Genomic DNA, 26,586 nt, shown 5'->3' on the forward strand with positions numbered 1-26,586 from the left:
CCGGCACCGTTCGCAATAGAGGTATCGCGAATTCGGAGCCTTCATGACCCAGCTGAACATTGCACTCGCCCTCATGGGCGGCGTTGCCGTCTGTATTGCCTTGCTGTCGGCGCTGATCAAGCGCAGCCCTGTATCCGAGCCGGCGCTGGCGATGCTAATCGGCGTTGCCGTTGGGCCCTACGGCCTGAGTTGGCTCGACCTTGCACGCTGGGGTGATACGTTCAGCATTCTCGAGCAGGCGGCTCGGCTGACGCTGGCAATTGGACTAATGGGAGTTGCGCTGCGCCTGAGGCCCGCGGCGCTGAAGGCTATGCTCAAGCCCGTCATGCTCTTGCTGATCTTCGTCATGCTCGGCATGTGGCTGGTGTCGTCGTTATTGGCCGGCTGGCTGCTCGGCTTGTCGCTATGGGCCGCCTTGCTGCTGGGTGCAGTAGTCACCCCCACTGATCCGGTTGTTGCAAGCTCGATCGTGACGGGCAAGTTCGCCAAGGAACATCTCCCCTTGCGCCTGCGCGACACCCTCTCGGCGGAATCCGGTGCCAACGACGGCCTCGCCTACGCCTTCGTCATGCTACCCATCCTGATGCTCAGCCATGCGCCAGATCAGGCCTGGTCTCGCTGGCTCATGGAGTCGGTGCTGATCGGCATCGGTGGCGCTGCGCTCCTGGGTGCAGTGGTAGGGTTTGCAGCAGCCAAACTGCTGGTTCTATCCGAGCGCAAGAAGCTGGTCGCCAGTTCCTCGCTGCTGGGTTACACCGTGGCGTTCTCGCTACTCACACTGGGCCTCGCCAAACTGCTACAGACGGATGGCGTGCTGGCGGTATTCGCGGCAGGTCTGGCGTTCAACCTCTTCAGCGAGAGGCACGAGGAGCAGGAGGAAGAGAACATCCAGGAGGCGGTGGCCAAGCTTTTCACACTGCCGATGTTTGTGATTTTCGGTATCGCCCTGCCGTTGCGCGAGTGGGCCACGCTGGGGTGGCCGCTGGTGGCACTTGCGGTGCTGATATTGCTGTTGCGTCGACCACCGGTGGTAATGTTTCTTTCCGCCACCTGGCGCAACTCGCTCAGCTCAAGGGACTCGCTCTACCTCGGCTGGTTCGGTCCGCTGGGTATCGCCGCGATCTACTACGCCGCGCTCGCCCATAGCCATCTGCACGATCCGCTCTATTGGCATGCGGCAAGCGCGTTGATCTTAGCGTCAATCATGATTCACGGCGTGTCCGCAGCACCGCTGTCGCGTCTGTATTCACGCCATCCCGGCGCAGCGCCGCGAGGCAGCGCTCACCTGGACGAGTAGTCTGGCTGAGCCAACGGAACGGACCGGGCGGACCGCGTTGGGACGAGGGAATCAGCCAATTAGCCCCATTCCTGCAAGCACGAACGCGCCGACCGCCACAATGAGCCCGAGAATGATGGCTGCTCCGTCTCGGGTGGTGATACCCAGACCGAACAGGCAGATGGCGGAGAACGGCGCGGTGCTGGCGAAGGGCAACAGTTCAAGCGGAGGCACCGAGGTCGCAAGCACTACGCAGAGCACCGCAATCACTCGTAGAAAGCTATTGCTGGTGGCCCAGACCAAACGCTTGTTGCTCACTTTGTCCAGCCAGCGCACAACCGGACGGATTTTGTTCAGGCCCTTCTCAAGCTTCTGACCGCTGACCGAGCGATGCGCGAGAAATCCGGGCATCCAGAAATGATGCCGACCAAACAACATCTGGATGGCGAACAACGCGACGATCAGTGCGAGCATGCTCGGCACGCCGGGGATGCCGCCGACCGGGCTGATCTCAATGATCGCGGGCACGAACAGGAACGGCCCGAAACTGCGCTGACCGATTTTGTTCTGAATGTCACCAACCGATACCTTAGATTGGTTATCGCCTAACTCCACGACACCGTCGATCACTTGTTCAAGGCAATCGTGTTCGTTGGCCTCACTCATTTGGCCTCCTCATCGCAGCGGCTTGAAGATGCGGCAAATACCGTCGCAGATGCTTCCTTATAGGTCAGCCTTGACGAGCTACAGCATTTTTATGCTCGCACCGAAACAGAGATTAACAATCAAAGCGACGTTATTTTACAGATCTTATACAGCCCCTTGAATATTGCGCTTACATCCAGCCACCGCGCAAGTTAACAGACTACAAAAAAGCGGAACCTGCTTAGCAAGTTCCGCTTATATTCGCTCACGTTAGCAATGAAGCATAAACGTCTTACGAATTACGACCACCGCCGTGGCTGTTCTGACCGCCTTTCTGGCCGGCTTCGGAGGCCTTCTCGCGATCATTGGCAAAGTTACCACCACTGTTCTGGCCGCCTTTCTGACCTGCTTCAGACGCTTTCTCGCGGTCGTTAGCAAAGTTCCCACCGCTGTTCTGGCCACCTTTATGGCCAGCTTCGGAAGCGCGTTGCGGATCATTGGCAAAGTTGCCGCCGCTGTTATGACCGCCCTTTTGCCCTGCTTCCGAGGCCTTCTCGCGATCGTTTGCAAAGTTACCCGGATTTCCGCTCTTATCGTTCGACATGAGATTACTCCAGTTACTTGTAGAACTTAGTGAAACTTAAACTGGCGACCACTCTGCAGTCGCCTCACTATCTCGGAGGGCAGGAGCGCCCCAAGAGTTCTATATAAATTATCGATTTCGATGAACGGTTTGCCACTTCAATTTGCCATTACAAACGCAACACATGAACGCCCGTAATTGCATTTAGATAGCAACGGAACGCTAACTTCATCTCCCGCGCTAGTTGTAGCGTTATAGCGATTCAGGCCCCACACCAGACATATACGAGGACAACTTAGCAGAGAGAAAACACCGCTCGTCAGGCCAGCTAAACAGACAGGCGTTGTCAACAACCTGTAACCGAACCAGGGCAGTCTCGGAGCCATGGAAAGCCGGGACGGCTGGCGCAAGGACGCGACTTCAGGACCACCAACCACTCTACCGAGACATTGGAGGCCACATGAGCAACAAAACGCTGGAAAACCTGGTCAAGCAATCCGACCTCAGCACCAAACAGCCGCTGGAACTCTGGAAGCAGCTGCACCGTAGCAAGCGCGACTACCGCCCCAGCGCGGCGGCACTGGCAAGGCGCGCTTCGCTGGATCTCGGCATGTGCGCGCCAAGCCAATGAGCCAGCATGGGTATCGGTCAGGCGGGCCCACCCGCCATGGCTGGATCAGACTTCGGTGCCACGTTCCTGCCGCAACAACAACCAGACAATCGACAGCCCAGCCATGGCCATGAAGGCCGCTCCCAGGAAGATGCTTTGCATACCGATATAGGCGGCAAGCGCACCCATAATGGCACCGGACAAACCCAGCGACAGGTCGAAAAACATCGCGAAAACGCTGAGACCGGAGCTGCGGTTAGCGACTCCTACGCGTGACACCACACCGACGCCCAGAGCTGGATACAGCAGCGACAAGCCGCAGCCGGTCAGTGCCGAGCCTGCCAAGGCAAAGCTCGGGGCCTCGGCCAGCCAGAGCAGCAACAGTCCTAAGATTTCCACCACCAGACAGACCATCGCCACCGAATAACCGCCGACTCGGTTGATCAGGTTGGGCAACAACAAACGCGTCCCGATAAAGGCAAACGCAAAGGCGGTGAGGCACCAGGCCGCGCCATCCCAGCCGCGCGCGTTGTAATACAACGCGATGAACGCGGTCAGCGTGCCGTAACCGATGGTCGCCAATGCCAGGCTGAGTCCGGGCGGTGCGACCTTCCACAGCACTTTGCCGAACGGCAGCCGCTTGCCGGGATTCAGCGGAGCATCGCCGCGCCGCCAGGCCAGCGCCAGGCCGGTCGAGGCGAGGAGCATCGTCACCAAACCCAGTGACCATAAGCCTAATGACTGCGACAGAAACACGCCTAGCGGCGCGCCGATGCCTACGCCGCCATACGCCGCAACACCGTTCCAGGAAATCATTCGCGCCGTGCTTTCTGCACCCAGCCGGCTGATGCCCCAGCTGATGGCGGAAATGCCGATCAGGCTTTGCGCGAAGCCCAGAATCAACCGGCTCCCGATCATCACCGCAATGCTCGCCATCGGCCAGGATTCCAACAGCGCTGACGCGAGCAGCAGCAGTCCGCTGATCAACCCAGACGTCATGCCGATCAAAACGGTTTTCTTAGCGCCCCGCTCGTCCGCCAGCCGCCCGGCCAAGGGTCGGCACAATAATGTGGTGAGGTATTGCGCACCGATCACGATGCCCGCGACGGCGGTGCTGAATCCCAGGTTTTCATGGATATAGCCAGGCAATGACGCCAGCGGAATACCAATGGAAATGAACGAGATGAAATTGAAAACCACCAGCGACAGGATGAAAAAAGTGTCGTTGGAAGCGGGTTGTTTCGCAGCGGGCATCGGAGCGCCTGTCGTGGATGAACAATGGGATATGACCATGCCGAGCCGGGCAGCCCCAGCGCAGGTCAGCGGGGGATACCGGGTCCCGGTTGCCAAGGCTCAGACCGCCAATCGAGCAGTTTGATCTTGCCCAAGAGGCAGTCATCATACAACTTCAATCAGGCCGACGGTTCAAGCGATCTAGGTATTGCTTGGCGCAACAGCGACTTTTGGTCGGCGCCACTGTGGCAGTCCGATCAGCACCACCGCGCTTACGATTACCGTCATCGCCAACCATTCTTCGACACCGATTCGCTCACCGGCAAAGGTAATACCCAGCAGCACGGCGACCACTGGGTTCACGTAGGCATAGCTGGTTGCCGCCGCTGGCCTTACATGTTTGAGCAGATAGAGATACGCGCTGAACGCTACGATCGAGCCGAGCAACGTGAGGTAGACCAGGGCAAGCCAACCGGCCATATCCGGCATTTGCTGCAAGCGTTCTCCGCTGACCGCGCTACCAAACAGCAACACAGCACCACCGATCAGCATTTGCGCGGCGCTCGCCATCGCACCGTTCGGCAAACTGAGATGCCTGCTCCACATCGAGCCGAACGCCCAGCTCGCAGCCGCCATTAGCACTATCACTGCGCCAAGCGGACTGGCCTGCAGGTTGTGTCCGAGATTGAGCAAACCGATGCCGATTAGCCCCAGAAGAATGCCGCCCCACTCCAACCCGGTCGTCCGCTGCCCCCAGATCAAGCCGAACAGCAACGCGAACAGCGGCACCGTAGCAATCGCCAGTGCCGCAACTGCAGACGCCACGCCGAGATGTTCGGCGATAGTGACACCACCGTTACCGCAGCTGAGCAGAAGAAAACCTACAACCGCGCAAGACCGCCATTCACGCGCAGTGGGTAGCGGCACACCGCGCCAACGCAGCCAGGCAAACATCAGGCTGCCAGCGATGACAAAGCGCAACCCGGCCAGCAGCATCGGCGGCCACGTCTGGACGCCAATCCTGATCACGAAATAGGTCGAACCCCAGATCAGATACAGGGCGAGAAAAGCGCCCACGAGCAGCAGCGGGAAGCGGCGCGAAGACATGAGACGAGATCCGGGTGGAAGGCTTGACCAATGATTCTAGATAACCCACGCACCGGAGAATAAGCACAGTCGGCTTCTTGTTTAACGGTGCAGTTAGCCGCACCGCGCGGCTGCTCAACGAGCGAGGCCGAAGGGGTCATCGATGCTGTGGCTCGGCTCGGTAAACCAGCGCGGCCCACTCTCGTCCATGTAGAAGTGGTCCTCCAGGCGAATGCCAAACTCACCGGGCACGCAGATCATCGGTTCATTGCTGAAACACATGCCGACGTCGATGGGTGTCTGGTCGCCGCGAACCAGATAGGGGCTTTCATGGATTTCCAGCCCGATCCCGTGACCAGTGCGATGAGGAAGCCCCGGCAACTGGTAATCAGGTCCGAGGCCGCATGCTTCAAGCGCACCTCGCGCCGCCTCGTCCACTTCTTCACAGCGCGCACCCAGCCGGGCCGCAGCGAACGCGGCCAACTGTGCGTCCTTTTCAAAGGTCCACAACGCTCGCTGGTGTTCGCTCGGCTCGCCGAAGACGTAGCTGCGCGTGATATCCGACAGATAGCTATGCACGCGACAACCCGTGTCGATCAGGACCATGTCACCGCGCTTGAGCGTCTGTGGATACTTCACCCCATGGGGAAATGCACTTGCCTCGCCGAACAGCACGATGCAGAAGGTAGACCCCGGCGCTCCAACCGCCCGATGCGCGAGCTCGATAAACCGAACCACCTCGGTGGTGCTGATGCCCTCGTGGAGGATGCTCGCCGCCGCTTTGTGCACTTCCAGTGTCATGTCCTTCGCCCGTTGCATCAAGGCGATCTCAGCAGGGGTCTTTCGCTGTCGGCAGTAGCTTGTCACGACGCTCGCATCGGTGAAGGCATAGCCTGGATCCAGCAAGCGCAGGCCGTCGAACATGAAAAACGGCAAAGACGGACAGAGACCGATGCACGGACGAAGGCTGGTGTTCGGCTGGATGCCCATGCGCTGCAGGCAATCGAGCAGCAAACGATAGGGGCTTTCATGCTCTTGCCATCCGTTGACCGGCCCGTTGACCACCATGAAATCGCGAATCGTGCCTTCCTCGAAGGCTGGTGCCAGGTATTCCAGCGCACCATTCGCGGGCAAGACTGCACCAACCATGCGCTCGCTCGGGCTCCAGCGCACGCCAGTGAAGTACTCGAGGTTGGCACCAGCGCTGAGAAAAATGGCATCGAGACCCAGCTGCTTCATGCGTCGCTGGGCGTTATCGATACGGGCCAGATATTCGGCGATCGCTATCGGCTCAACCCCATCGAGCATATTGCGCAAACGTCCAAGCGCTTCTTCCTGCGTGCTGCCGCCGATACCGATGGTCATGCCTGTTCTCCGAAACCAGCCGAAAAATGTCAGCCGAATTTAAGTACAGCTTAATTTTTCTGGCAAAGCTTTTTTCGGTCGTGCCGTGAAAAAGCCAAAATCAAGGCTGGCGCGAGCCTGTCCCGCTGGCCGTATACTGGCCACTTTCACAAGGCGAAACTTATGACAGTCGACCGTATCGGCGAGCGATTGCGTCGTCACAGGCGCGCCGCGAACAAGACCCTGAACCAGGTAGCCAAGGAATCGGGACTGACGGCGAGCTTCCTGTCGCAGGCCGAACGTAACCTTACCGGTGTCTCGATTTCGTCGCTGGCGAACATCGCAAAATCGCTCGGCGTGCCGCTCAATTCGCTGTTTGACCAGCCCAGCCAACCGCAGCCCGATTCCCACCAGGGCGAACGCGTTCGTTACACCATCGAAGGCCAGCCGCTGGCGTACGAGCGCCTATCTACAAGCTTTCCAGGCAATCTGCTGAACGCCGTCAAGGTCAGCATGCCAGTGGGTTACCAGTCCGAACTGATTGCTCACGAAGGCGCCGAATTCGCCTATGTCCTCTCCGGACGGATCATCTACACGGTCGATGGGCGCGACTACCCGCTAGCCAGCGGTGACTCCATACATTTCGATGCGGGCAAGCCACATCACCTCGCCAACGTGGGCGATCAACCAGCCGAAGTGCTCACCGTAACGACCATGGGCCTGTTCGACGACCTGACCACTCGCTAAGTGGCACCGCTATTGCTTGACCTCGACACCTGAAGCTCGCCAACGAAATTTAGCAGCGCTTAATTTCTGTTGACCGTGTTTTCAGCATGACTTAATTTCGAGGCAGGCTGAGCTGCGCTCTTCATAACGCAGCCGCCAACAGTGTTCTGCGCCGAGCGGGCGAACCCCCACGGCGACACCGGCGTGCAGTGAGCCACTGTTCGGTCCACGAGACCAACCCTCGATGAACATAAAAAAGAATGAGGTTTGCATGCGAAACACTCTCTCCATCCGAGCATTGCTCGCCGCGGGACTGATCCTCGGCTCGCCCCTCAGCTTCGCCGCCAGCAGTCTGGTGTACTGCTCCGAGGGCAGCCCCGCCGGTTTCGATCCCGGTCAGTACACCACCGGTACCGACTTCGACGCCGCCTCGGAAACCGTATTCAACCGTCTCGCCCAATTCGAACGAGGCGGCACTCGCGCCCTCCCCGCGCTGGCGACCAAATGGGAGGTCAGCGATGACGGCCTCACCTATACCTTCCATCTGCGTCCCGGGGTCAAGTTTCATACCACTGACTACTTCAAGCCCAGCCGCGAGTTCAATGCCGACGACGTCCTCTTCACTTTCCAGCGCATGCTCGATAAGGAGCATCCGTTCCGCAAGGCGTACGCCAGCGAGTTCCCCTATTTCGTCGACATGGGCATGGACAAGAACATCACCAAGGTCGAGAAGCTCGACGACATTACGGTCCGCTTTACCCTCGACAAAGTAGATGCCGCCTTCATACAGAACCTCGCGATGAACTTTGCCGCGATCCATTCAGCTGAATATGCCGATCAGTTGCTCCAAGCCGGCAACAGTGAACAGATCAACCAGAAGCCGATTGGCACTGGGCCGTTCGTTTTCAGCCGCTACCAGAAAGACGCTCAGATCCGCTTCAAGGGGAACAAGGAATACTGGAAACCTGAAGACGTGAAGATCGATAACTTGATTTTCGCGATCACTACCGACGCCTCGGTCCGCGCGCAGAAGCTTCGCGCCGGGGAATGCCAGGTCACGCTCAACCCTCGCCCGGCGGACATCGAAGCGTTGCAGAAAGATCCCAACATCGAGGTACCGAGCCAACCCGGCTTTAACCTCGGTTACATCGCCTACAACGTTGAGCACGAGCCACTAGGCAAGCTTGAGGTGCGCATGGCATTGGACATGGCCATCGACAAGAAATCCATCATCGAGGCCGTCTATCAGGGGGCCGGCCAATTGGCTGTGAACGCCCTTCCGCCCACTCAGTGGTCTTACGACGAGAGCATCAAGGGCACCGAATACAACCCGGAAAAAGCGCGCGAATTGCTTAAACAGGCAGGCGTCAAGGAAGGCACCGAGATCACCTTGTGGGCAATGCCCGTGCAGCGCCCCTACAACCCCAACGCCAAGCTGATGGCGCAAATGATCCAGGCTGACTGGGCGAAGATCGGGATCAAGGCACGCATCGTGAGCTACGAATGGGGCGAGTACATCAAGCGCGGCCATGCGGGGGAGCATGACGCCATGCTGATTGGCTGGACTGGGGACAATGGTGACCCGGACAACTGGATGAATACTCTGTATGGCTGTGATGCGGTAAATGGCAACAACTGGTCCAGATGGTGCGACGCGACATACGACAAAGTGGTCAAGGATGCCAAGCGCATTACAGACCAGGCTGAACGCACAAAGCTTTATGAACAGGCGCAGCAGATCATTCAGGAGCAGGTGCCCATCACGCCTATTGCCCACTCCACCGTCTACCAACCGATGCGCAACAGCGTGGAGGGCTTCGAAATCAGCCCCTTCGGTCGCAACTCCTTCTATGGCGTAGAAAACAAGCGTTGATAGTAGCGAAGCCAGGCCTGCCCTCGGGCATGTCTGGCTGAGCTCCTTTGCACGTTTTTTGGCTGCCGGTCCGCACAGCCAAGCGTCATCAGCCAACAATAGTCGCGAACTTGAGTACGGCGATCGAGGCTGTGCTGTTGCGTAGCCATAGTTTTACCAGGAGTTCTGCAATGTTCAGCTTCATAGCCCGCCGCGTGGGTCTGCTGATACCCACCTTTTTCGGCATCACGCTACTCACCTTTGCCCTGATTCGCATGATCCCCGGGGACCCGGTGGAAGTGATGATGGGAGAGCGAAAAGTCGATCCGGAGATGCATGCCCAGGCGATGGAGCGGCTGGGTCTGAACAAGCCGCTTTACCTGCAGTATTTCGATTACATCGGCAATCTGGCGCAAGGTGATCTTGGCGAGTCGCTGCGTACACGCACCAGCGTCTGGAAAGAGTTCACTACCCTGTTTCCCGCCACTCTCGAGCTTGCCTTTGCGGCACTGATCATCGCCGGCACCCTGGGCCTGCTGGCCGGAGTGGTCGCCGCACTTAAACGTGGCTCGCTGTTCGACCATGGCGTCATGGGCGTTTCGCTCGTGGGTTACTCGATGCCGATCTTCTGGTGGGGCCTGATCCTCATCATGTTTTTCTCCGTAGGCCTTGGCTGGACGCCTGTTTCGGGGCGTATCGATCTGCTTTACGACGTACCGCCAGTCACTGGCTTCATGCTCATAGATACCCTGCTAAGCGGCGAAGACGGCGCTTTTCTGGATGCCCTGCACCACATGATTCTTCCGGCGGTGGTGCTGGCAACGATTCCCCTGGCGGTCATCGCACGGATGACGCGCTCGGCGATGCTCGAAGTACTACGCGAAGACTATGTCCGCACGGCTCGGGCGAAAGGTCTATCGCCGAACCGAGTGGTGTTCGTTCATGGGCTGCGCAACGCGCTGATCCCCGTCCTGACCGTGTTCGGCTTGCAGATCGGCACCCTGCTGGCCGGAGCCGTACTGACCGAGACCATCTTCTCCTGGCCGGGCATCGGCAAGTGGCTGATCGAATCCATCGGCGCACGCGACTACCCGGTCGTGCAGAACGGCATCTTGCTGGTCGCCTGCCTCGTCATCCTGGTCAATTTCACCGTGGACATCCTCTACGGCCTGGCCAACCCCCGTATTCGCCACCAGCGCTAAGGAGGCCTAAGCATGAACAGCATCGAGACCCTGCCGGCCGCCGAACCGACTGCATATTACCCATCCCCCTTTCGGGAGTTCTGGAGTGCCTTTCGCCGCAACAAAGGCGCACTGGGCGGCCTGATCTATATGCTATTGCTGATTGCCTGCGCCCTGTTCGCACCAGCTTTGGCTCACTACAACCCCAGCGAACAATTTCGCGACTTCCTGCTCACCCCGCCGGCATGGCAGGAAGGCGGGACGGTGCAGTTCATGCTTGGCACCGACGAGCTCGGGCGGGACATGCTGTCGCGGTTGATCCACGGGGCGCGGTTGTCGCTGCTGATCGGGCTTGCTTCGGTCGTCTTTTCACTGATACCCGGCATCCTGCTCGGCCTGCTCGCAGGCTTTTCCCCTACCCGGCTGGGGCCGTTCATCATGCGCTTGATGGACATCATGCTGGCCCTGCCCTCGCTACTGTTGGCGGTAGCAATCGTCGCTATCCTCGGCCCTGGTCTGATCAATACCATCTTCGCCATCGCCATCGTCTCGCTGCCCTCTTACGTGCGCCTGACCCGCGCCGCAGTAATGACCGAACTCAACCGCGACTACGTAACGGCCTCAAAACTGGCAGGCGCCGGCCCCCTGAGGCTGATGTTTATCAGCGTGCTCCCTAACTGCATGGCACCGCTGATCGTGCAGGCCACCCTGAGCTTTTCCTCGGCAATCCTCGATGCTGCCGCGCTGGGCTTTCTCGGCCTTGGCGTGCAGCCGCCAACGCCTGAATGGGGAACCATGCTGGCCTCGGCACGTGATTACATCGAGCGTGCCTGGTGGGTGGTATCGCTGCCCGGCCTGGCGATTTTGCTCAGCGTGCTGGCGATCAACCTGCTCGGTGACGGGCTTCGCGATGCGCTTGATCCAAAGCTCAAGAACGCCGCGTGAGGAGCCAGAGATGCTTCGTTCAGAACTTACGGACACAGGGGACAACCGCCCATGAGCCTCCTCGAGATTCAAAACCTGTCGGTGCGCTTTGGAGACGACGGCGCGCCACCTGTGGTGGACAGGCTAGACCTCAGCGTCGACAAAGGTGAAGTGCTGGCCATCGTCGGTGAATCCGGCTCTGGCAAGTCAGTCACGATGATGGCATTGATGGGACTGGTCGATGCGCCGGGCAAGGTAGCGGCTGATCGACTCCGGTTTGCCGATCAGGACCTGCTGACCCTGAAGGGGCGTCAGCGTCGGCGCTTGATCGGTAAGGATCTGGCCATGGTCTTCCAAGACCCGATGACTGCACTCAATCCCAGCTACACGGTGGGGTTTCAGATTGAAGAAGTGCTACGCCAGCACCTGGGTCTTAAGGGCAAGGCGGCTCGGCAACGTGCACTTGAGCTACTGGAGCGTGTTGAAATTCCTGGCGCGGCCAGTCGCCTTGATGCCTATCCGCATCAGCTCTCTGGGGGCATGAGCCAACGGGTCGCTATCGCCATGGCCATCGCCGGCGAGCCACAGCTGCTGATCGCCGATGAGCCGACCACGGCGCTCGATGTCACCATCCAGGCGCAGATCATGGAGCTGTTATTGAACCTGCAGCGCGATCAGAACATGGCACTCATCCTGATCACCCACGACCTGGCGGTGGTGGCCGAAACCGCTCAGCGCGTCTGTGTGATGTATGCGGGCCAAGCGGTCGAGACCGGGCGCGTACCAGCGCTTTTCGACGAGCCCGCTCATCCGTACACCGAGGCGCTGCTGGCCTCCATCCCAGAACAGTCGAACAACCGTCGCCTTGCGACCTTGCCGGGCATCGTCCCGGGGCGATACGACCGCCCGGCGGGCTGCCTGCTCTCGCCACGTTGCCCTTACGCTCAACCACGCTGCGGAGAGCGGCCGGCACTGGAACCCTACGACCGCGGCGAGGTGCGCTGTTTTTATCCGCGCAATATGACGCCCGGCGAAGCACCTGAAGTGCTGCCGGAGTTGCAACGTCCGAGCCCGCCATCCGGAGAAAGCCATGTCTACTGAGCCATCGACAGGCAGCGTGCTGTCCGCACGCGAGCTGACCCGCCATTACCAGATCTCACGCGGGCTGTTCAAACCACACGCCACCGTACGCGCACTCAACGGCGTGTCCTTCGAACTGGCGGCCGGCGAAACATTGGCCGTAGTTGGGGAATCTGGCTGTGGCAAGTCCACGCTTGCACGAGCACTGACACTCATCGAGGAGCCGACGTCCGGATCGCTGCAGATTGCCGGGCAGGAAGTAGCAGGCGCAGACAAGGCTCAACGCAAACAGCTACGCCGCGACGTGCAGATGGTGTTCCAGAATCCCTACGCCTCGTTGAACCCAAGGCAGAAGATTGGCGACCAGCTGGCTGAACCGCTTGTTATCAATACCGGGCTGTCACGCAGCGAACGCCGGGAGCGCGTGCAGGCGATGATGCAGCAGGTCGGGCTGCGGCCCGAGCACTATCAGCGCTATCCGCATATGTTCTCCGGCGGCCAGCGCCAGCGCATCGCGCTTGCGCGGGCCATGATGCTCAATCCGAAGGTGCTGATTGCCGATGAGCCGACTTCGGCGCTGGATGTGTCGATTCAAGCGCAGGTGCTGAACCTCTTCATGGATCTGCAGGAACAGTTCAACGCCGGCTACGTCTTCATCTCCCATGACCTCGCGGTGGTCCGCCACGTTGCGGACAAGGTGCTGGTGATGTACTTCGGCAGCCCGATGGAAATGGGCCCTGCAGAGCTGATCTACACCCGCCCCCTACACCCCTACACTCAGGTGCTGCTGGCCGCGACGCCAAGCATTCGGCCTGACTCGACGAAGCCGAAAATCAAGGTCAGCGGCGAACTGCCCAACCCACTCGATCCGCCTACCGGCTGCGTTTTCCACACCCGCTGCCCTCACGCCACCGAACGCTGCACTTCAGAAGTACCGGCGTTCCGCCCAGTGGACGACAGACTGGTGGCCTGTCACTACGCAGAGGAAGTGGGCTCGGCACGACAAACCGCTTCGGTAGCCTGAGGCGCGCCAGGTCCGCGAGTTGCTTCATACACTCAAACGAAAAAGGCCCCAGAGCATGGGGCCTTTTACTTGAAAGGGGCAGAACACGTGAGATTCGACGTCGTCGCCTATCTTAGATAACGCAAAACAAACGTTCAGCTAGATGGCGATCTGCCGATCTCCCAAGCGCTCGAGCAGAGCCGGCCTTAGTGCACTGACGTCGAGTTCGATCACGCTGATCAACCCTGCCAATTGCGCTCGCGTAACCGATACGCCACAAGGAAGTCCAGTCAAGACCAACGACTCCCCTGTCACCTCATCCAGCAGCATCGCCTGGATGGTCTGAGGTGAATCCATTGTGGCCGTGAACATCAGCGGCCTGAAGTGTTCCCGCACGAGTGCCAAAGCCTCGGGCAGCCTAATCCGGATCATCTGACAATTCCTTTTGTCCGACGGAAATTTAGTAGCCAAGCGCACCCACAGCACGCTAACGAAACGCCAACCACCTCACGTTTAAGCACGGGGTCACGTCAATCATTGGGGCGAGGCAACCGGTTCGCTCAAAGTACCCCATCTGCAGACTTTACCCAGCGCCAACGCCTCGCACGATAGCTGGAGCAGGCGAAAACTGCGGCTCTGGCGTCTTAGGTCGGCCTCTCGTACTGCCGCACTCGTTTCCTTGGGAACGGTCATAAAGCCGTTTTCGTATCCCAGAAACACTGAAGGCCCCGGAATACGGGGCCTTCAGTTCACGATGTGGCGGAGGAGGTGAGATTCGAACTCACGGAAGAGTTTCCCCTTCGACGGTTTTCAAGACCGTTGCATTCAACCGCTCTGCCACTCCTCCGCAGAGAGCGGGCGCCATAGTACCCGAACGAAACAGTCTGTCAAACACTGTTGTTAGGACGAAACAAAAGCTCTGTTATGATCCGTGGCAGTTTGTTCCAGGCTGAATCCATTTGAAGGAGTGTCGCCATGCTTAGGCAACAGTACGCATCTACGCACACGCAGGTTGAACAGAAGGAAGTCAGCCGCGTTCTGCGCAACACCTATGGCCTTCTGGCCATCACACTGGGCTTCAGCGCCTTTGTCGCCTACATGGCGATGCAAGCCAACGCGGCCTATCCAAACATCTTCGTGGTGCTGGTCGGTTTCTACGGTCTGTTCTTCCTGACGGTCAAACTTCGCAACTCCGCGTGGGGTCTGCTCTCTACCTTCGCCTTGACCGGTTTCATGGGTTACACGCTGGGGCCGATCCTCAACATGTACCTGGGCACCGCCAATGGCGGTGAGCTGATTGCATCGGCGCTGTCGATGACCGCTCTGGTGTTCTTCGGGCTGTCAGCGTTCGTGCTGATTACGCGTAAGGACATGAGCTTCCTTAGCGGCTTTATCACCGCTGGTTTCTTTGTCCTGCTGGGCGCAATGGTTGCTGGTTTCTTCTTCGAGATCAGCGGCCTGCAACTGGCGATCAGCGCCGGCTTCGTGCTGTTCTCCTCGGTCTGCATCCTTTACCAGACCAGCGCGATCATCCATGGCGGCGAGCGTAACTACATCATGGCCACCATCGGCCTGTACGTTTCGCTGTACAACCTGTTCATCAGCCTGCTGCAACTGATGGGCATCATGGGCGGCGACGACTAACAGCCGCGCTTAGAATGAGCCCGCTTCGGCGGGCTTTTTCGTTTCCAAAGCTCGCGTATCATGTCGGCCAGTACTGAAACTGGTGGCCCATGAAATTCGCAATCGCTCTGTTCTCACCTCCGCACTCGCCTGCTGCACGGCGCGCATTGCGTTTTGCAGAAGCAGCGCTGGCGGGTGGACATGAGATTGTCCGGCTGTTCCTCTATCAGGACGGCGTGCATAGCGCCTCGGCCAACATTGTCGCTGCACAGGACGAGCTAAACGTGAGCGAACAGTGGAACCAGTTCATCACTCGCCACGGGCTGGATGGTGTTGTCTGCATCGCCGCCGGCCTGCGCCGCGGTGTGCTGGATCAACAGGAAGCAAACCGTTATCAGCGTCCAGCGGCAAACCTGGCTGCTGGGTGGGAGCTGTCCGGTCTAGGTCAACTACACGAAGCCAGCCAGCAGGCCGACCGCCTCGTGTGTTTCGGAGGTCATTGATGGCTCGCTCGATGCTCATCATCACTCGCCAATCGCCGTGGTCTGGTCCGTCTGCGCGCGAGGCGCTGGATATTGTCCTGGCAGGCGGTGCGTTTGAGCTGCCGCTCGCCCTGCTGTTTCTGGATGACGGTGTGTTTCAGCTGATGGCTGCACAACAAGCTGCTCGGCTCGAGCAGAAGGACCTGACTGCCAACCTGCAGGCGTTGCCGATGTTCGGCATCGAGTCGCTGTATGCAGCCAAGCGCAGCCTCAGCGAGCGCGGCCTGGATGATGCACAGCTGTCTCTTCCGGTTGAGCTGCTGGATGACGCTGACCTCGGTGCTCTTATCAACCGCTACGACCATGTGATCACGCTCTGATGGCAACCTTGCACCTGCTTTCACACTCGCCTTTTTCCGATGACCGCCTGGTCAGCTGCCTGCGACTGCTCTCGGTTGATGATGCGCTGTTGCTCTGCGGCGACGCCGTGTACGCCCTGCAAAACGGCACGGCTCAGTGTCAGGCACTGGAGTTGATGCCAGATAACATCGCGCTTTTCGCACTGGAGGAAGACATCTCCGCGCGCAACCTTGGTGCCCTTCCGGCACGCTTGCAACAGATTGACTATGAGGGTTTCGTCGAGCTGTGCTGCCGGTTTGAGCGGACCAACTCCTGGCTATGAACACGCTGAACGTGGATGGCACACAGGTTGCTGTGGATCAGGAAGGCTTTTTGCTCGACCTGAATGACTGGAGCGAACCCGTGGCCGAGGCACTGGCCCATGCAGAAGACATCTCGCTTCAGCCCGAGCACTGGGAAATCATCAAGGTACTGCGCGAGTTTTATCAGGAGTATCAGCTGTCGCCCGCAACGCGTCCGCTGATCAAGTACACCGCCCTGAAGCTAGGCCCGGACAAGGGCAACAGCATGCACCTGAACCGTCTATTCAAAGGCACCCCCGCCAAGCTTGCAGCAAAGTTGGCAGGCCTGCCGAAACCGAGCAACTGCATATGAGCGTCATCACCCCTGCTGAACACCCGTTCGCCGTCTTCGTCCGTATTCTCGGCAAAGGCAAACGCGGCGCCCGCGACCTGACTCGTGAAGAGGCCCGCGAAGCGATGGGCATGTTGCTGGACGGCAAGGCCGAGGACACGCAACTCGGCGCCTTTCTTATGCTGCTACGCCACAAAGAGGAAAGTGCAGAAGAACTCGCTGGTTTCACCGAAGCCGTGCGTGAACGGCTGAAGAGCCCAGCGATCGCGGTGGACATTGACTGGCCCACCTACGCGGGCAAAAAACGGCATCTACCGTGGTACCTGCTGGCGGCAAAATGCCTGGCACGCAACGGCGTTCGAATATTCATGCACGGCGGTGGCGCGCATACCGCAGGGCGCATGTATACCGAGCAGCAGCTTGAGTTGTTGGACATCCCTCGATGCGAGAACTGGGCTGAGGCTAGCGCCGCGCTGGACCGAGGTAATCTCGCATTCATGTCGCTCGGTGCCTGGATGCCTAGGCTTCAGCACATGATTGATCAACGCAACATTCTTGGCTTGCGATCACCGATCCATTCTCTGGCCCGAATCCTCAATCCCCTGGGTGCCCGCTGCGGTCTGCAGAGCATTTTTCATCCCGGCTATCAGGCCAATCACCGGGAAGCCAGCCGATTACTGGGCGACACCTCAATCGTGATCAAGGGCGAAGGTGGCGAAATAGAGGTCAACCCGGACGGTGTCGCCCACCTTTACGGTACGCAGGCAGGCGAATCTTGGGACGACGATTGGCCAGCCCTATCACCCCAACGTCACGTCAAGCCGGCGCAACTCGATCCGCAGCACCTGCTCGCTGTTTGGCAAGGGGGCGAAGATACCTACGGCGAACTCGCGGTCGTTGCGACCATGGCGTTAGCGCTGCGAGGCCTCGGACAGCCGCGCGACGCCGCGTTTGCGCAGGCCCGGGAGTTCTGGATGAATCGAAATCTATCGAGCTAAACGATTGGTTTGACCGGGCATTACGACTGATCCATCGAACCGTGCGACCTACACTGTTTCTCATTCGAAACCTGGAGGCGAACATGGGGCTTTTAGTAGACGGACAGTGGCAAGACCGTTGGTACGAAAACAATGGAGACGGTGAATTTCAGCGAGAGCAGGCTCAGCGGCGAGATTGGATTACTGCGGACGGCACGCCGGGCCCGGATGACCGCGCTGCGGTTCAGGCGCAAGCCGGCCGTTATCATCTCTATGTATCGCTGGCTTGTCCTTGGGCCCACCGCACTCTGATCTACCGCAAGCTCAAAGGACTCGAGTCGCTGATTGATGTTTCGGTAGTCAGCTGGCTCATGGCCGAACACGGCTGGACGTTCGACAGGGAGAAAGGCTCCACCGGCGATGCGCTGGACGGGCTGACCTACCTGCATCAGCGCTATACCGCGGACGATAAGGATTACACCGGCCGCGTGACGGTTCCCGTCCTGTGGGACCGGGAGCAGCAGCGGATCGTCAATAACGAGTCCGCCGAGCTGATCCGAATCTTCAATACTGCCTTCGATGAGCTGACCGGTTCGACGCTAGACCTCTACCCGGAGCCTCTACGTGCCGAGATTGACTCACTCAACGAGCGCATCTATCCGCACATCAACAACGGTGTTTACCGGGCAGGCTTCGCTTCGACGCAAAAAGCCTACGAGGCGGCGTTCGATGAGGTATTTGCGGAACTCGACTGGCTGGAGCAGCGCCTCGGTGAAAGACGCTACCTGACTGGGGGATACCTGACCGAAGCCGATTGGCGACTGTTCACCACGATCGTTCGCTTTGACGCGGTCTACCACGGCCATTTCAAGTGCAACCTGCGACGTATCGAAGACTACCCGAACCTTTCGAACTGGCTTCGAGAGCTTTACCAATGGTCAGGCGTTGCGGAAACCGTCGACTTCACCCACATCAAGCAGCACTACTACGCCAGTCATCGGCACATCAACGCCAACGGCATCGTGCCTAAAGGCCCCGACTTGGCCCTCCACCGCACCCATGACCGCGACCGTCTGCCCGGCAAAGGCGTCTGGTCGCGGTAATCACTCAACTGCCGACACTCCGCGACAGATCATCTGTCGCGGTTCTGAGCACCCTCGAACCAGGCGAGTTTCTCGCGCAACTGCACAACTTCGCCGACGATAACCAGGGTAGGAGCTTGAACCTGCTCACTGGCGACCCGCTCGGCCAGATCTGCAAGCGTTCCGGTGAAGACTCGCTGGTTCACCGTAGTGCCCTGCTGAACCAGTGCTGCTGGCGTATCAGCGGCGCGACCATGGGCAATCAATTGCTGGCAGATGACCGGCAACCCGACCAGGCCCATGTAAAACACCAGCGTCTGACTTGGCGCCACGAGCTCCGACCATGGCAGATCGCAGCTGCCATCCTTTAAGTGCCCGGTCACAAAGCGCACTGACTGCGCGTGGTCGCGATGCGTCAGCGGAATACCTGCATAGGCGGCGCAACCGCTGGCTGCCGTGATGCCGGGTACGACCTGGAACGGTACGTCGTGCGCAGCCAGCTCCTCGATCTCTTCACCACCGCGGCCAAAGATGAACGGATCACCTCCTTTGAGGCGCAGCACGCGCTTGCCTTCCTTGGCCAAGGTCACCAGCAACTGGTTGATCTGGTCCTGCGGCACCGCATGCGCGGCGCGCTGCTTCCCGACATAGATACGATCAGCATCCCGACGGCACAGATCGAGAATCGCTGGCGCGACGAGACGGTCATAGAGCACCACGTCGGCTTGCTGCATCAAACGCAGGGCGCGGAACGTCAGCAGGTCAGGGTCACCAGGGCCTGCGCCGACCAGATACACCTCTCCAAGGCTTTTTGGCTCGGCACCGGAAAGCTTCTCGACCAACAGACGCTCAGCTTCCTGCTGCTGTCCTGCCAGTGCTCGTTCAGCGACATCGCCTTGGAAGACTTCCTCCCAGAACACACGACGCTGTTGCACGTTGGCGAACTTCGCTTTGACCTGCCCGCGGAATTTTTTCGCCAGACCGGCCAGCTCGCCATAAACCGAGGGCACCCAGGTTTCGATGCGCGCACGCATCAGTCGGGCTAGCACCGGCGCGTCACCGCCGCTTGAGACTGCGATCATCAACGGAGAGCGATCGACGATTGCAGGGAAGATCACCGTGCACAGCTGTGGTGAGTCCACCACGTTGACGGGCATACCAAGCGCCTTGGCATCTTCAGAAACCTGCGCGTTCAAGGGCTCATCATCGGTCGCCGCAATGGCCAGCACGCACCCTGACAGATCGCTGTGGAAGTAACCGCGGTGCAGGGTCTGACCACCGCTCTCCGCAACCAACTCGTTCAGCTCTGCTGCTATTTCGGGAGCGACCACGCGCAGCACAGCGCCCGCTTCTGACAATAACCGCGCCTTGCGCAGCGCAATCTCACCGCCGCCGACAACCAATACCGTACGGCCCTTCAGATTGTGAAAAAGCGGCAGAAAATCCATGGGCAAGTCCTGGTGACGTAGTGAGATAGGGCCATCTCAACCATTACGGCAAAGACAACCCTTGTCGAGAATCAAGGAGCCCGGACGGGCCGTTGATTATCGGCTGGCAGCGAGTTCGATGCTCAGGTTCGCCAAAGCAGGCCCCGCCGAATCAACCGATTAGTTCAATTCCGCCCATGTATGGCTTGAGCGCTCCCGGCACACGGATAGTGCCGTCGGCCTGCTGGTAGTTTTCCAGCACGGCAACCAGCGTGCGGCCGACGGCGAGGCCGGAGCCATTCAATGTATGTACCAGTTCAGGCTTACCGGTTTCGGGGTTGCGGTAGCGCGCCTGCATGCGACGGGCCTGGAAGTCACCGCAGCTGGAGCAAGAGGAGATTTCACGATACTTGTCCTGGCTTGGAACCCAAACCTCCAGGTCGTAGGTCTTGACCGCGCTAAAGCCCATGTCGCCCGTGCACAGGGACAAAACCCGGTAAGGCAGCTCGAGAAGTTGAAGCACTTTCTCGGCATTCGCTGTGAGACCCTCAAGCGCTTCAAGTGACTGGCTTGGCTCGACGATCTGAACCATCTCGACCTTGTCGAACTGATGCTGGCGAATCATCCCGCGCGTGTCGCGGCCCGACGCGCCTGCCTCGCTGCGGAAACACGGAGTGTGCGCAACGAACTTCAGGGGTAGGAGCTTGGCATCAAGAATCTCACCAGCCACGATATTGGTCAGCGAGACCTCAGCTGTTGGAATCAGGTAGAGATCAGCTTCGTTCTCACGGGTGATCTTGAACAGGTCTTCTTCGAACTTGGGCAGCTGCCCGGTGCCCTGCAGTGCCGGCGCCTGGACCAGATAAGGCGTGTAGGCCTCTTCATAGCCGTGCTCGCGGGTATGCAGATCGAGCATGAACTGCGCCAGCGCACGATGCAGACGAGCAATCGGACCGCGCATCAGCGCAAAGCGTGCGCCGGACAACTTGGCAGCCGTCTCGAAATCCAGCCAACCGTGTTGCTCACCCAGCGCGACGTGGTCCTTGACCTCGAACTCGAACGCCTTGGGCGTCCCCCAGCGACGCACTTCAACGTTCTCATCCTCATCCTTGCCGACAGGAACCGACTCGTGAGGCAGGTTCGGCAGGCTGAGCATCAGTTGATCCAGTTCGCTCTGGATGTTCTCCAGTTCGGTCTTTCCGGCTTCCAGTTCGGACCCCATACGATCGACGTCAGCAAGTAACGGCGCGATGTCTTCACCACGCTGCTTGGCCTGACCAATGGACTTGGAGCGAGCGTTGCGCTCAGCCTGAAGTTGCTCGGTACGGGTTTGCACGGTTTTGCGCTGGGCTTCCAGGGCCTCGATACGCGCTACGTCCAGCTGATAGCCGCGGGTGGCGAGGCGCTCGGCCACGTCTTGCAGCTGTGTGCGTACCAGTTTCGAATCAAGCATGGTGGGTCTCGTCTATGAAAGCTTTGAGGAAAGGCGAAGAGGAACAGGAGTTTACTGCGATATGTGCCAGGTTCATAACCGCGCGAGCGCAAGCCCGGCCCAGGCAGCCAACAGACCACCGAATACGCTTACACCGATATAGCTAAACGCCGTCGCAGCCTGACCGCTCTCCAGCAAACGCAACCCATCCAGAGAAAAGCTGGAAAAGGTGGTCAAGGCGCCGAGGAAACCAATAATCAAACCGCCGCGTAGCTCCGGCGATAGGTCTGGGCGCTGCAAAAACGACGCGTAGAGATAGCCAATGAGCAGGCAACCGAGCACATTGACCGCCAAGGTCGCCAGGTAGAAATGCTTTGGCCATTGAGCAGAAACCCAGGTTGAAACACCGAACCGGATCAGTGTCCCGACAACCCCGCCAGCGGCCACAGCCAGTGCCATGCGAATCATGTCTTTCTCCGTTGACGCGGGCTCTGCCGATCAAGCCGCGTCAGGTGCTCAAGCTTGTCGCGTATCTTGCTTTCCAGCCCCCGCGGCGCCGGATGGTAGTACTGCCGCGGCTCTATGGCTTCCGGGAAGTAATCTTCGCCAGCGGCGTACGCCTCAGGTTCATCGTGTGCATAGCGGTATTCATTACCGTAACCCAGTTCCTTCATCAGGCGGGTTGGCGCATTGCGCAGGTGCAACGGAACCTCTTGTGAACCATTCTCGCGGACATCGCGCATCGCCGCATTGAAGGCGCTGTAGACGGCGTTGCTCTTGGGCGCACACGCGAGATAGACGATTGCCTGCGCCACTGCCAGTTCACCTTCAGGGCTACCCAGCCGTTCTTGAACATCCCAGGCCGATAGGCACAGGCTTAGCGCTCGTGGATCGGCATTCCCGACCTCTTCACTGGCCATGCGCACCACCCGGCGTGCGATGTACAGCGGGTCGCAGCCGCCGTCGATCATTCGTGCAAACCAATACAGCGAGGCATCCGGGTTCGATCCACGCACAGATTTGTGCAGCGCCGAGATCTGGTCGTAAAGAGCTTCGCCACCTTTATCGAAGCGCCGACGGCTGTCGCCCAACAGGTCCTGTAGCAGTTCGACGCTGATCTCGCCGCCTTCTTCCGCCAAATCGGAAGCGTTTTCCAGCAGATTCAGCAACCGTCGCCCATCGCCATCCGCGGCTGCCATCAGGATCTGAAAGCTTTCGTCCGGCAGGCTCAGATGCAAATCACCAAGGCCTTTCGGTTCGGTCAAGGCGCGGGTGACAAGTCTTCGCAGTGCCGCTTCATTGAGGCTCTTGAGTACATAAACGCGTGCGCGAGAGAGCAGCGCGTTGTTCAGCTCAAACGACGGATTTTCTGTAGTCGCACCGATAAATATCAGCGTGCCATCTTCGACATAGGGGAGGAACGCGTCCTGCTGGGACTTGTTGAAGCGGTGTACTTCGTCGACGAAGAGAATCGTACGTCGTCCGTACTGGGCCGCCTGCTGTTTAGCAATTTCGACTGCTTGCCGGATCTCTTTCACACCGGCTAGCACCGCCGAGACGGTTTCAAAATGAGCGTCCGAGACTTTCGCCAACAACCGGGCCAGTGTGGTCTTGCCAACTCCAGGCGGCCCCCAGAACACCATTGAGTGCAAAGCGCCCTGCTCGAGGGCCTCGCGCAACGGCTTGCCACGCGCCAACAGGTGCTCCTGCCCGACATATTCATCCAGGCTGGCGGCGCGCAGGCGCGCAGCAAGGGGTTGGGCGACAGGTTCACGACTGAACAGGTCCATCGGCGACGCAAGCCTCTGATGCAAACGGCCTGCAGGAAAGCAGGCCGTATAGGTAAACGGAGTGGCGAGCAGCTGTTACTCGGAAATGACGTCAGCCCCTTCCGGTACTTCGAAGGTAAACAGGTCAGCCTTGAGTGGCTGGTTCAACTTGACGCCCTGAAACAGGATATTGGTGCGCTGACCAACGCCGTCAACCATTTGCATGTCGTTGATCACACCACCTCGGAAAGACAAGCGAAGGCTGTCAAACAGCGTGTCCTTGGCTTTCGGCTTGAGAGTGAAATCAACCACTTCGCCCGCCTCTTGATGCGACACCTCGAAATTCTCGTTGATCGCCGAGACGTCACCCGACAACAGTAATGCAGGGGTATGCGTCAGGCGCTGATCGAGCGTCTGGATGGTTACCTGCTCCAGATCCGGATCGTACAGCCAGACCTTCTTGCCGTTGGAAACCAGCAACTGCTCCATCGGTTCATCGGTGTGCCAGCGAAACTGGCCAGGGCGCTTAAGCGACATTTCACCAGAGGTCTCCTGCAGCTGGGTTCCAGTGCCATCCAGAGACAATTGAGAAAACCGCCCGGTCAAGGTCTCGGCCTTCTGCAGCAAGCCCGTCAGGCGCTGCACAGAAGCCGCCTGGTCAGCGTGAGCTGGAGCCAGGGTGAAAAGCAGAGCGGATGCAAACAACGCACGAATCAATTGCATGAAGCCCTCGGCGAACTAGTCGCGGGTAGGAGGCGGCGCGAGTACTTCGCGCGAGCCGTTAGTGTTCATTGATGTCACCACGCCCGCCATTTCCATGGCTTCGATCATCCGCGCGGCGCGGTTGTAGCCGATCTTGAGTTTGCGCTGAACGGCAGAAATCGATGCGCGGCGACTTTCGGTAACAAAGCGTACCGCCTCATCGTAAAGCGGATCATCTTCACTGTTCTCACCGCCGCCTTCGCCTCCGCCGCCATCGAAGCCGCTACCGGACTCTTCCACGCCCACCAGAATTTCTTCGATGTAATCAGGCGCACCGCGAGCCTTCCAGGCTTCAACCACGCGATGAACCTCTTCATCGGAAACGAACGCACCATGGACGCGAATCGGCAGCCCGGTGCCCGGTGGCAGGTAAAGCATGTCGCCATGCCCAAGCAACTGTTCGGCGCCGCCCTGGTCGAGGATCGTCCGCGAGTCGATCTTGCTCGACACCTGGAACGCCATACGAGTCGGAATGTTGGCTTTGATCAAACCCGTGATGACGTCCACCGAGGGCCGCTGGGTCGCCAGGATCAAGTGAATGCCCGCTGCCCGCGCCTTTTGGGCAATGCGCGCAATCAACTCCTCGACCTTCTTGCCGACGATCATCATCATGTCGGCGAATTCGTCTACCACAACCACGATGGTCGGCAGTTTCTTCAGCAGCGGCGCTTCATCTTCCATGCTTTCGCGGCGATACAGCGGGTCGGTCAGCGGCGTGCCGGCCTCCTCCGCGTCTTTCACCTTACGGTTGAACCCGGCCAGGTTACGCACGCCCATGGCCGCCATCAGCTTATAGCGCCGCTCCATTTCGGCGACGCTCCAGCGTAGCGCGTTAGCGGCTTCCTTCATGTCAGTCACGACCGGGCACAGCAGGTGTGGGATGCCTTCGTAGATCGACAATTCGAGCATTTTTGGGTCGATCATAATCAACCGCGCATCTTCCGGCGTCGATTTGAAAAGGATCGAGAGGATCATCGCGTTCACACCGACCGACTTACCTGAACCGGTGGTACCGGCAACCAGCAGGTGCGGCATCTTTGCCAAGTCAGCAATCACCGGCTTACCGCCGATGTCGTGGCCAAGCGCGATGGTGACGGGCGATTTGGCATCATCGTAGGGCGCCGACGAGAGGACCTCGGAGAAGCGCACTATCTGGCGATCCTCGTTAGGAATCTCGATACCAACAGTGGTCTTGCCGGGGATTACCTCAACGACGCGCACGCTGATGACGGCCAGCGAGCGCGCAAGATCCTTCGCCAGGTTGGAGATGCGGCTGACCTTGACCCCAGCGGCCGGCTGGATTTCGAAACGCGTGATCACCGGGCCAGGGTGAACCGATTCGACAATGACCTCTACCCCGAATTCCTTCAGTTTGATTTCCAGCAGCCGCGACATGGCCTCAAGCGATTCCGGCGAGTACTGTTTCTGCTGCTTTTCCGCCACGTCCAGTAGCGACAATGGCGGCACGCTGCCTTCGATCAGCGGATCGACGAACAGGTTGGCCTGCTTCTCCTTTTGCACACGCTTGCTTTGCTCGACCGGCTTTTGCGGTGCGGCGGGAGGAATTACGGGAGGCGGTCGCTTGTCACGCTCGCTCATGTGCTTGCTCAACGACTCTTCGCGCTCCAGTAGGCGCTCCTTGACCTTGGCCCGCTCCCGCTGATCCGGAAGCGAGCTGGCGACGTCGTTTACCACATCGTCGGCTTCGCGCAGCTGCGCAACAATCTGCCTACGCTCGTTACGAGCGGACCACCAGCGACTGAAGAAACTCTGAATCAGTTCCACCAGGTCGAGGGTGATCTTGCCGGTCAGGTCCATCACTTTGAACCATGAAAGGTCCGTAAACACTGTTAGGCCAAATAGGAAGAAAGCCAGTAGCAGCAACGTGCTGCCTTGGACATTAAGCGCTGCCTCTGCGAGCTGGCCCAAGCTCTCGCCCAACGCCCCACCCGCAGAAGCAGGCAGACCATCTGCAAACTGGAAGTGGATATAGGCAAGTGCGGATCCGGAAAGAATCAGAAAAACGAGCCCGATCAGCCGCCAGGAAAACAGCCACCCATTCCAGCTCCAAGGTTGGTGACGCGCACGAAAGATCTGCCAAGTCTTGACGCCTAGCAACAACGGAAACAAGAAAGCAAAGTAGCCAAGCGCCATGAACAGCACGTCGGCAAACCAGGCGCCAGCGCGGCCGGCGGCGTTCTGGACCTGCTGGACATTGCTGGTATGCGTCCAACCAGGATCGGAGGGATCGTAGGTAAGCAGTGCCATCCAAAGGTAGGCACAAAGCGCGCCGAGCGCGATCAGTGCACCCTCTTTGAGACGGTAGTGCAGCTGCTGGCGCCAGACGGAAGCTGGCGCGGTAGAGGAGGTATTCTTCAAAACGCTTTATTTCCTGCGCCCGCGGCGCGCTCTATGAACCGTAATCTGCCTGAACTTGCACATTGTACGGGTTTGTCGATTCGATGGCATTGCCGGTTCCGTGCCGGCTTGGGCTTT

27 protein-coding genes and 1 tRNA gene are annotated in these 26,586 nt (G+C 59.1%); 15 read left to right on the forward strand and 13 right to left on the reverse strand.

Annotated elements, in window-relative coordinates; translation table 11 throughout:
- The first annotated feature begins 43 nt into the window (after positions 1-43).
- Entirely contained in the window at positions 44-1,297 is a 1,254-nt protein-coding gene (locus ALTERO38_RS08005) for a cation:proton antiporter (RefSeq protein WP_159967941.1), read from the forward strand.
- Between the two features lie 51 nt (positions 1,298-1,348).
- On the opposite strand, the gene ALTERO38_RS08010 is transcribed toward ALTERO38_RS08005, so the two are convergent.
- Positions 1,349-1,942, reverse strand: a complete 594-nt coding sequence (locus ALTERO38_RS08010) for an exopolysaccharide biosynthesis protein (protein ID WP_148926066.1) — start codon at positions 1,940-1,942, stop codon at positions 1,349-1,351.
- A 271-nt stretch (positions 1,943-2,213) separates the two neighbouring features.
- Entirely contained in the window at positions 2,214-2,525 is a 312-nt protein-coding gene (locus ALTERO38_RS08015; protein ID WP_148926067.1) for a general stress protein, read from the reverse strand.
- A 439-nt stretch (positions 2,526-2,964) separates the two neighbouring features.
- Between ALTERO38_RS08015 and ALTERO38_RS08020 the strand changes: the two genes are divergently transcribed.
- Positions 2,965-3,135, forward strand: a complete 171-nt coding sequence (locus tag ALTERO38_RS08020) for a hypothetical protein (RefSeq protein ID WP_159967943.1) — start codon at positions 2,965-2,967, stop codon at positions 3,133-3,135.
- 45 nt (positions 3,136-3,180) lie between these two features.
- Here ALTERO38_RS08020 and ALTERO38_RS08025 read toward each other — a convergent pair whose 3' ends face one another.
- From ALTERO38_RS08025 to ALTERO38_RS08035, 3 genes are all read right to left on the reverse strand, one after another.
- Positions 3,181-4,368: an MFS transporter gene (locus ALTERO38_RS08025; RefSeq protein ID WP_159967945.1), complete on the reverse strand. Its 1,188-nt coding sequence runs from the start codon at positions 4,366-4,368 to the stop codon at positions 3,181-3,183.
- Between the two features lie 180 nt (positions 4,369-4,548).
- Positions 4,549-5,454 (reverse strand): drug/metabolite exporter YedA, encoded by a 906-nt coding sequence (gene yedA / locus ALTERO38_RS08030; RefSeq protein WP_159967947.1) that lies wholly within the window; start codon positions 5,452-5,454, stop codon positions 4,549-4,551.
- Positions 5,455-5,568: 114 nt separating this feature from the next.
- On the reverse strand, positions 5,569-6,798 hold the full coding sequence (locus ALTERO38_RS08035) for a Xaa-Pro peptidase family protein (RefSeq protein WP_159967949.1): 1,230 nt from the start codon (positions 6,796-6,798) through the stop codon (positions 5,569-5,571).
- Positions 6,799-6,960: 162 nt separating this feature from the next.
- On the opposite strand from ALTERO38_RS08035, the gene ALTERO38_RS08040 reads away from it, so the two are divergent.
- From ALTERO38_RS08040 to ALTERO38_RS08065, 6 genes are all read left to right on the forward strand, one after another.
- Positions 6,961-7,524 (forward strand): cupin domain-containing protein, encoded by a 564-nt coding sequence (locus ALTERO38_RS08040; RefSeq protein ID WP_045426588.1) that lies wholly within the window; start codon positions 6,961-6,963, stop codon positions 7,522-7,524.
- A 250-nt stretch (positions 7,525-7,774) separates the two neighbouring features.
- A complete protein-coding gene (locus ALTERO38_RS08045; RefSeq protein ID WP_159967951.1) occupies positions 7,775-9,376 on the forward strand; it encodes an ABC transporter substrate-binding protein in 1,602 nt (533 codons plus the stop codon).
- A 170-nt stretch (positions 9,377-9,546) separates the two neighbouring features.
- Positions 9,547-10,557, forward strand: a complete 1,011-nt coding sequence (locus ALTERO38_RS08050; RefSeq protein ID WP_159967953.1) for an ABC transporter permease subunit — start codon at positions 9,547-9,549, stop codon at positions 10,555-10,557.
- A 12-nt stretch (positions 10,558-10,569) separates the two neighbouring features.
- Entirely contained in the window at positions 10,570-11,481 is a 912-nt protein-coding gene (locus ALTERO38_RS08055) for an ABC transporter permease subunit (protein WP_159967955.1), read from the forward strand.
- 51 nt (positions 11,482-11,532) lie between these two features.
- Positions 11,533-12,561 (forward strand): ABC transporter ATP-binding protein, encoded by a 1,029-nt coding sequence (locus ALTERO38_RS08060; RefSeq protein WP_148926075.1) that lies wholly within the window; start codon positions 11,533-11,535, stop codon positions 12,559-12,561.
- Positions 12,551-13,564, forward strand: a complete 1,014-nt coding sequence (locus tag ALTERO38_RS08065; RefSeq protein WP_148926076.1) for a peptide ABC transporter ATP-binding protein — start codon at positions 12,551-12,553, stop codon at positions 13,562-13,564. Before ALTERO38_RS08060 ends, ALTERO38_RS08065 begins: the two co-directional genes overlap by 11 nt.
- Before the next feature lie 138 nt (positions 13,565-13,702).
- Here ALTERO38_RS08065 and ALTERO38_RS08070 read toward each other — a convergent pair whose 3' ends face one another.
- Positions 13,703-13,975 (reverse strand): DUF1652 domain-containing protein, encoded by a 273-nt coding sequence (locus tag ALTERO38_RS08070; protein ID WP_159967957.1) that lies wholly within the window; start codon positions 13,973-13,975, stop codon positions 13,703-13,705.
- Between the two features lie 325 nt (positions 13,976-14,300).
- Positions 14,301-14,390 (reverse strand) — tRNA-Ser (locus tag ALTERO38_RS08075).
- A gap of 128 nt (positions 14,391-14,518) precedes the next feature.
- Here ALTERO38_RS08075 and ALTERO38_RS08080 point away from each other — a divergent pair.
- From ALTERO38_RS08080 to ALTERO38_RS08110, 7 genes are all read left to right on the forward strand, one after another.
- Positions 14,519-15,187 (forward strand): Bax inhibitor-1/YccA family protein, encoded by a 669-nt coding sequence (locus ALTERO38_RS08080; protein ID WP_159967959.1) that lies wholly within the window; start codon positions 14,519-14,521, stop codon positions 15,185-15,187.
- A gap of 89 nt (positions 15,188-15,276) precedes the next feature.
- Positions 15,277-15,669, forward strand: a complete 393-nt coding sequence (tusD, locus tag ALTERO38_RS08085; RefSeq protein WP_148926079.1) for a sulfurtransferase complex subunit TusD — start codon at positions 15,277-15,279, stop codon at positions 15,667-15,669.
- A complete protein-coding gene (gene tusC / locus ALTERO38_RS08090; protein ID WP_159967961.1) occupies positions 15,669-16,028 on the forward strand; it encodes a sulfurtransferase complex subunit TusC in 360 nt (119 codons plus the stop codon). The genes tusD and tusC overlap by 1 nt, the downstream gene beginning before the upstream one ends.
- The gene (gene tusB / locus ALTERO38_RS08095; protein ID WP_102836351.1) at positions 16,028-16,330 is read left to right on the forward strand and encodes a sulfurtransferase complex subunit TusB; all 303 of its coding nucleotides are present in this window, start codon (positions 16,028-16,030) and stop codon (positions 16,328-16,330) included. The genes tusC and tusB overlap by 1 nt, the downstream gene beginning before the upstream one ends.
- Positions 16,327-16,662, forward strand: coding sequence for a TusE/DsrC/DsvC family sulfur relay protein (locus ALTERO38_RS08100; protein WP_159967963.1), 336 nt, complete (start codon positions 16,327-16,329; stop codon positions 16,660-16,662). The genes tusB and ALTERO38_RS08100 overlap by 4 nt, the downstream gene beginning before the upstream one ends.
- Entirely contained in the window at positions 16,659-17,639 is a 981-nt protein-coding gene (locus ALTERO38_RS08105; RefSeq protein WP_159967965.1) for a glycosyl transferase family protein, read from the forward strand. Before ALTERO38_RS08100 ends, ALTERO38_RS08105 begins: the two co-directional genes overlap by 4 nt.
- 83 nt (positions 17,640-17,722) lie before the next feature.
- A complete protein-coding gene (locus ALTERO38_RS08110; protein WP_159967967.1) occupies positions 17,723-18,721 on the forward strand; it encodes a glutathione S-transferase family protein in 999 nt (332 codons plus the stop codon).
- 29 nt (positions 18,722-18,750) lie between these two features.
- Here ALTERO38_RS08110 and cysG read toward each other — a convergent pair whose 3' ends face one another.
- The 6 genes from cysG to ftsK form a co-directional block, all read right to left on the reverse strand.
- Positions 18,751-20,148 (reverse strand): siroheme synthase CysG, encoded by a 1,398-nt coding sequence (gene cysG, locus ALTERO38_RS08115; protein ID WP_159967969.1) that lies wholly within the window; start codon positions 20,146-20,148, stop codon positions 18,751-18,753.
- A 151-nt stretch (positions 20,149-20,299) separates the two neighbouring features.
- A complete protein-coding gene (gene serS / locus ALTERO38_RS08120; protein ID WP_159967971.1) occupies positions 20,300-21,580 on the reverse strand; it encodes a serine--tRNA ligase in 1,281 nt (426 codons plus the stop codon).
- A 72-nt stretch (positions 21,581-21,652) separates the two neighbouring features.
- The gene (gene crcB, locus ALTERO38_RS08125) at positions 21,653-22,027 is read right to left on the reverse strand and encodes a fluoride efflux transporter CrcB (protein ID WP_148926086.1); all 375 of its coding nucleotides are present in this window, start codon (positions 22,025-22,027) and stop codon (positions 21,653-21,655) included.
- On the reverse strand, positions 22,024-23,349 hold the full coding sequence (locus tag ALTERO38_RS08130; protein ID WP_159967973.1) for a replication-associated recombination protein A: 1,326 nt from the start codon (positions 23,347-23,349) through the stop codon (positions 22,024-22,026). The genes crcB and ALTERO38_RS08130 overlap by 4 nt, the downstream gene beginning before the upstream one ends.
- 75 nt (positions 23,350-23,424) lie before the next feature.
- The gene (gene lolA / locus ALTERO38_RS08135; protein WP_102836343.1) at positions 23,425-24,051 is read right to left on the reverse strand and encodes an outer membrane lipoprotein chaperone LolA; all 627 of its coding nucleotides are present in this window, start codon (positions 24,049-24,051) and stop codon (positions 23,425-23,427) included.
- A 15-nt stretch (positions 24,052-24,066) separates the two neighbouring features.
- Complete coding sequence (gene ftsK / locus ALTERO38_RS08140) at positions 24,067-26,469, reverse strand: DNA translocase FtsK (protein ID WP_178114579.1); 2,403 nt, start codon at positions 26,467-26,469, stop codon at positions 24,067-24,069.
- Positions 26,470-26,586 lie beyond the last annotated feature (117 nt).

Source organism: Pseudomonas sp. 9Ag, assembly GCF_902506445.1.
Classification (GTDB): domain Bacteria; phylum Pseudomonadota; class Gammaproteobacteria; order Pseudomonadales; family Pseudomonadaceae; genus Stutzerimonas; species Stutzerimonas stutzeri_AB.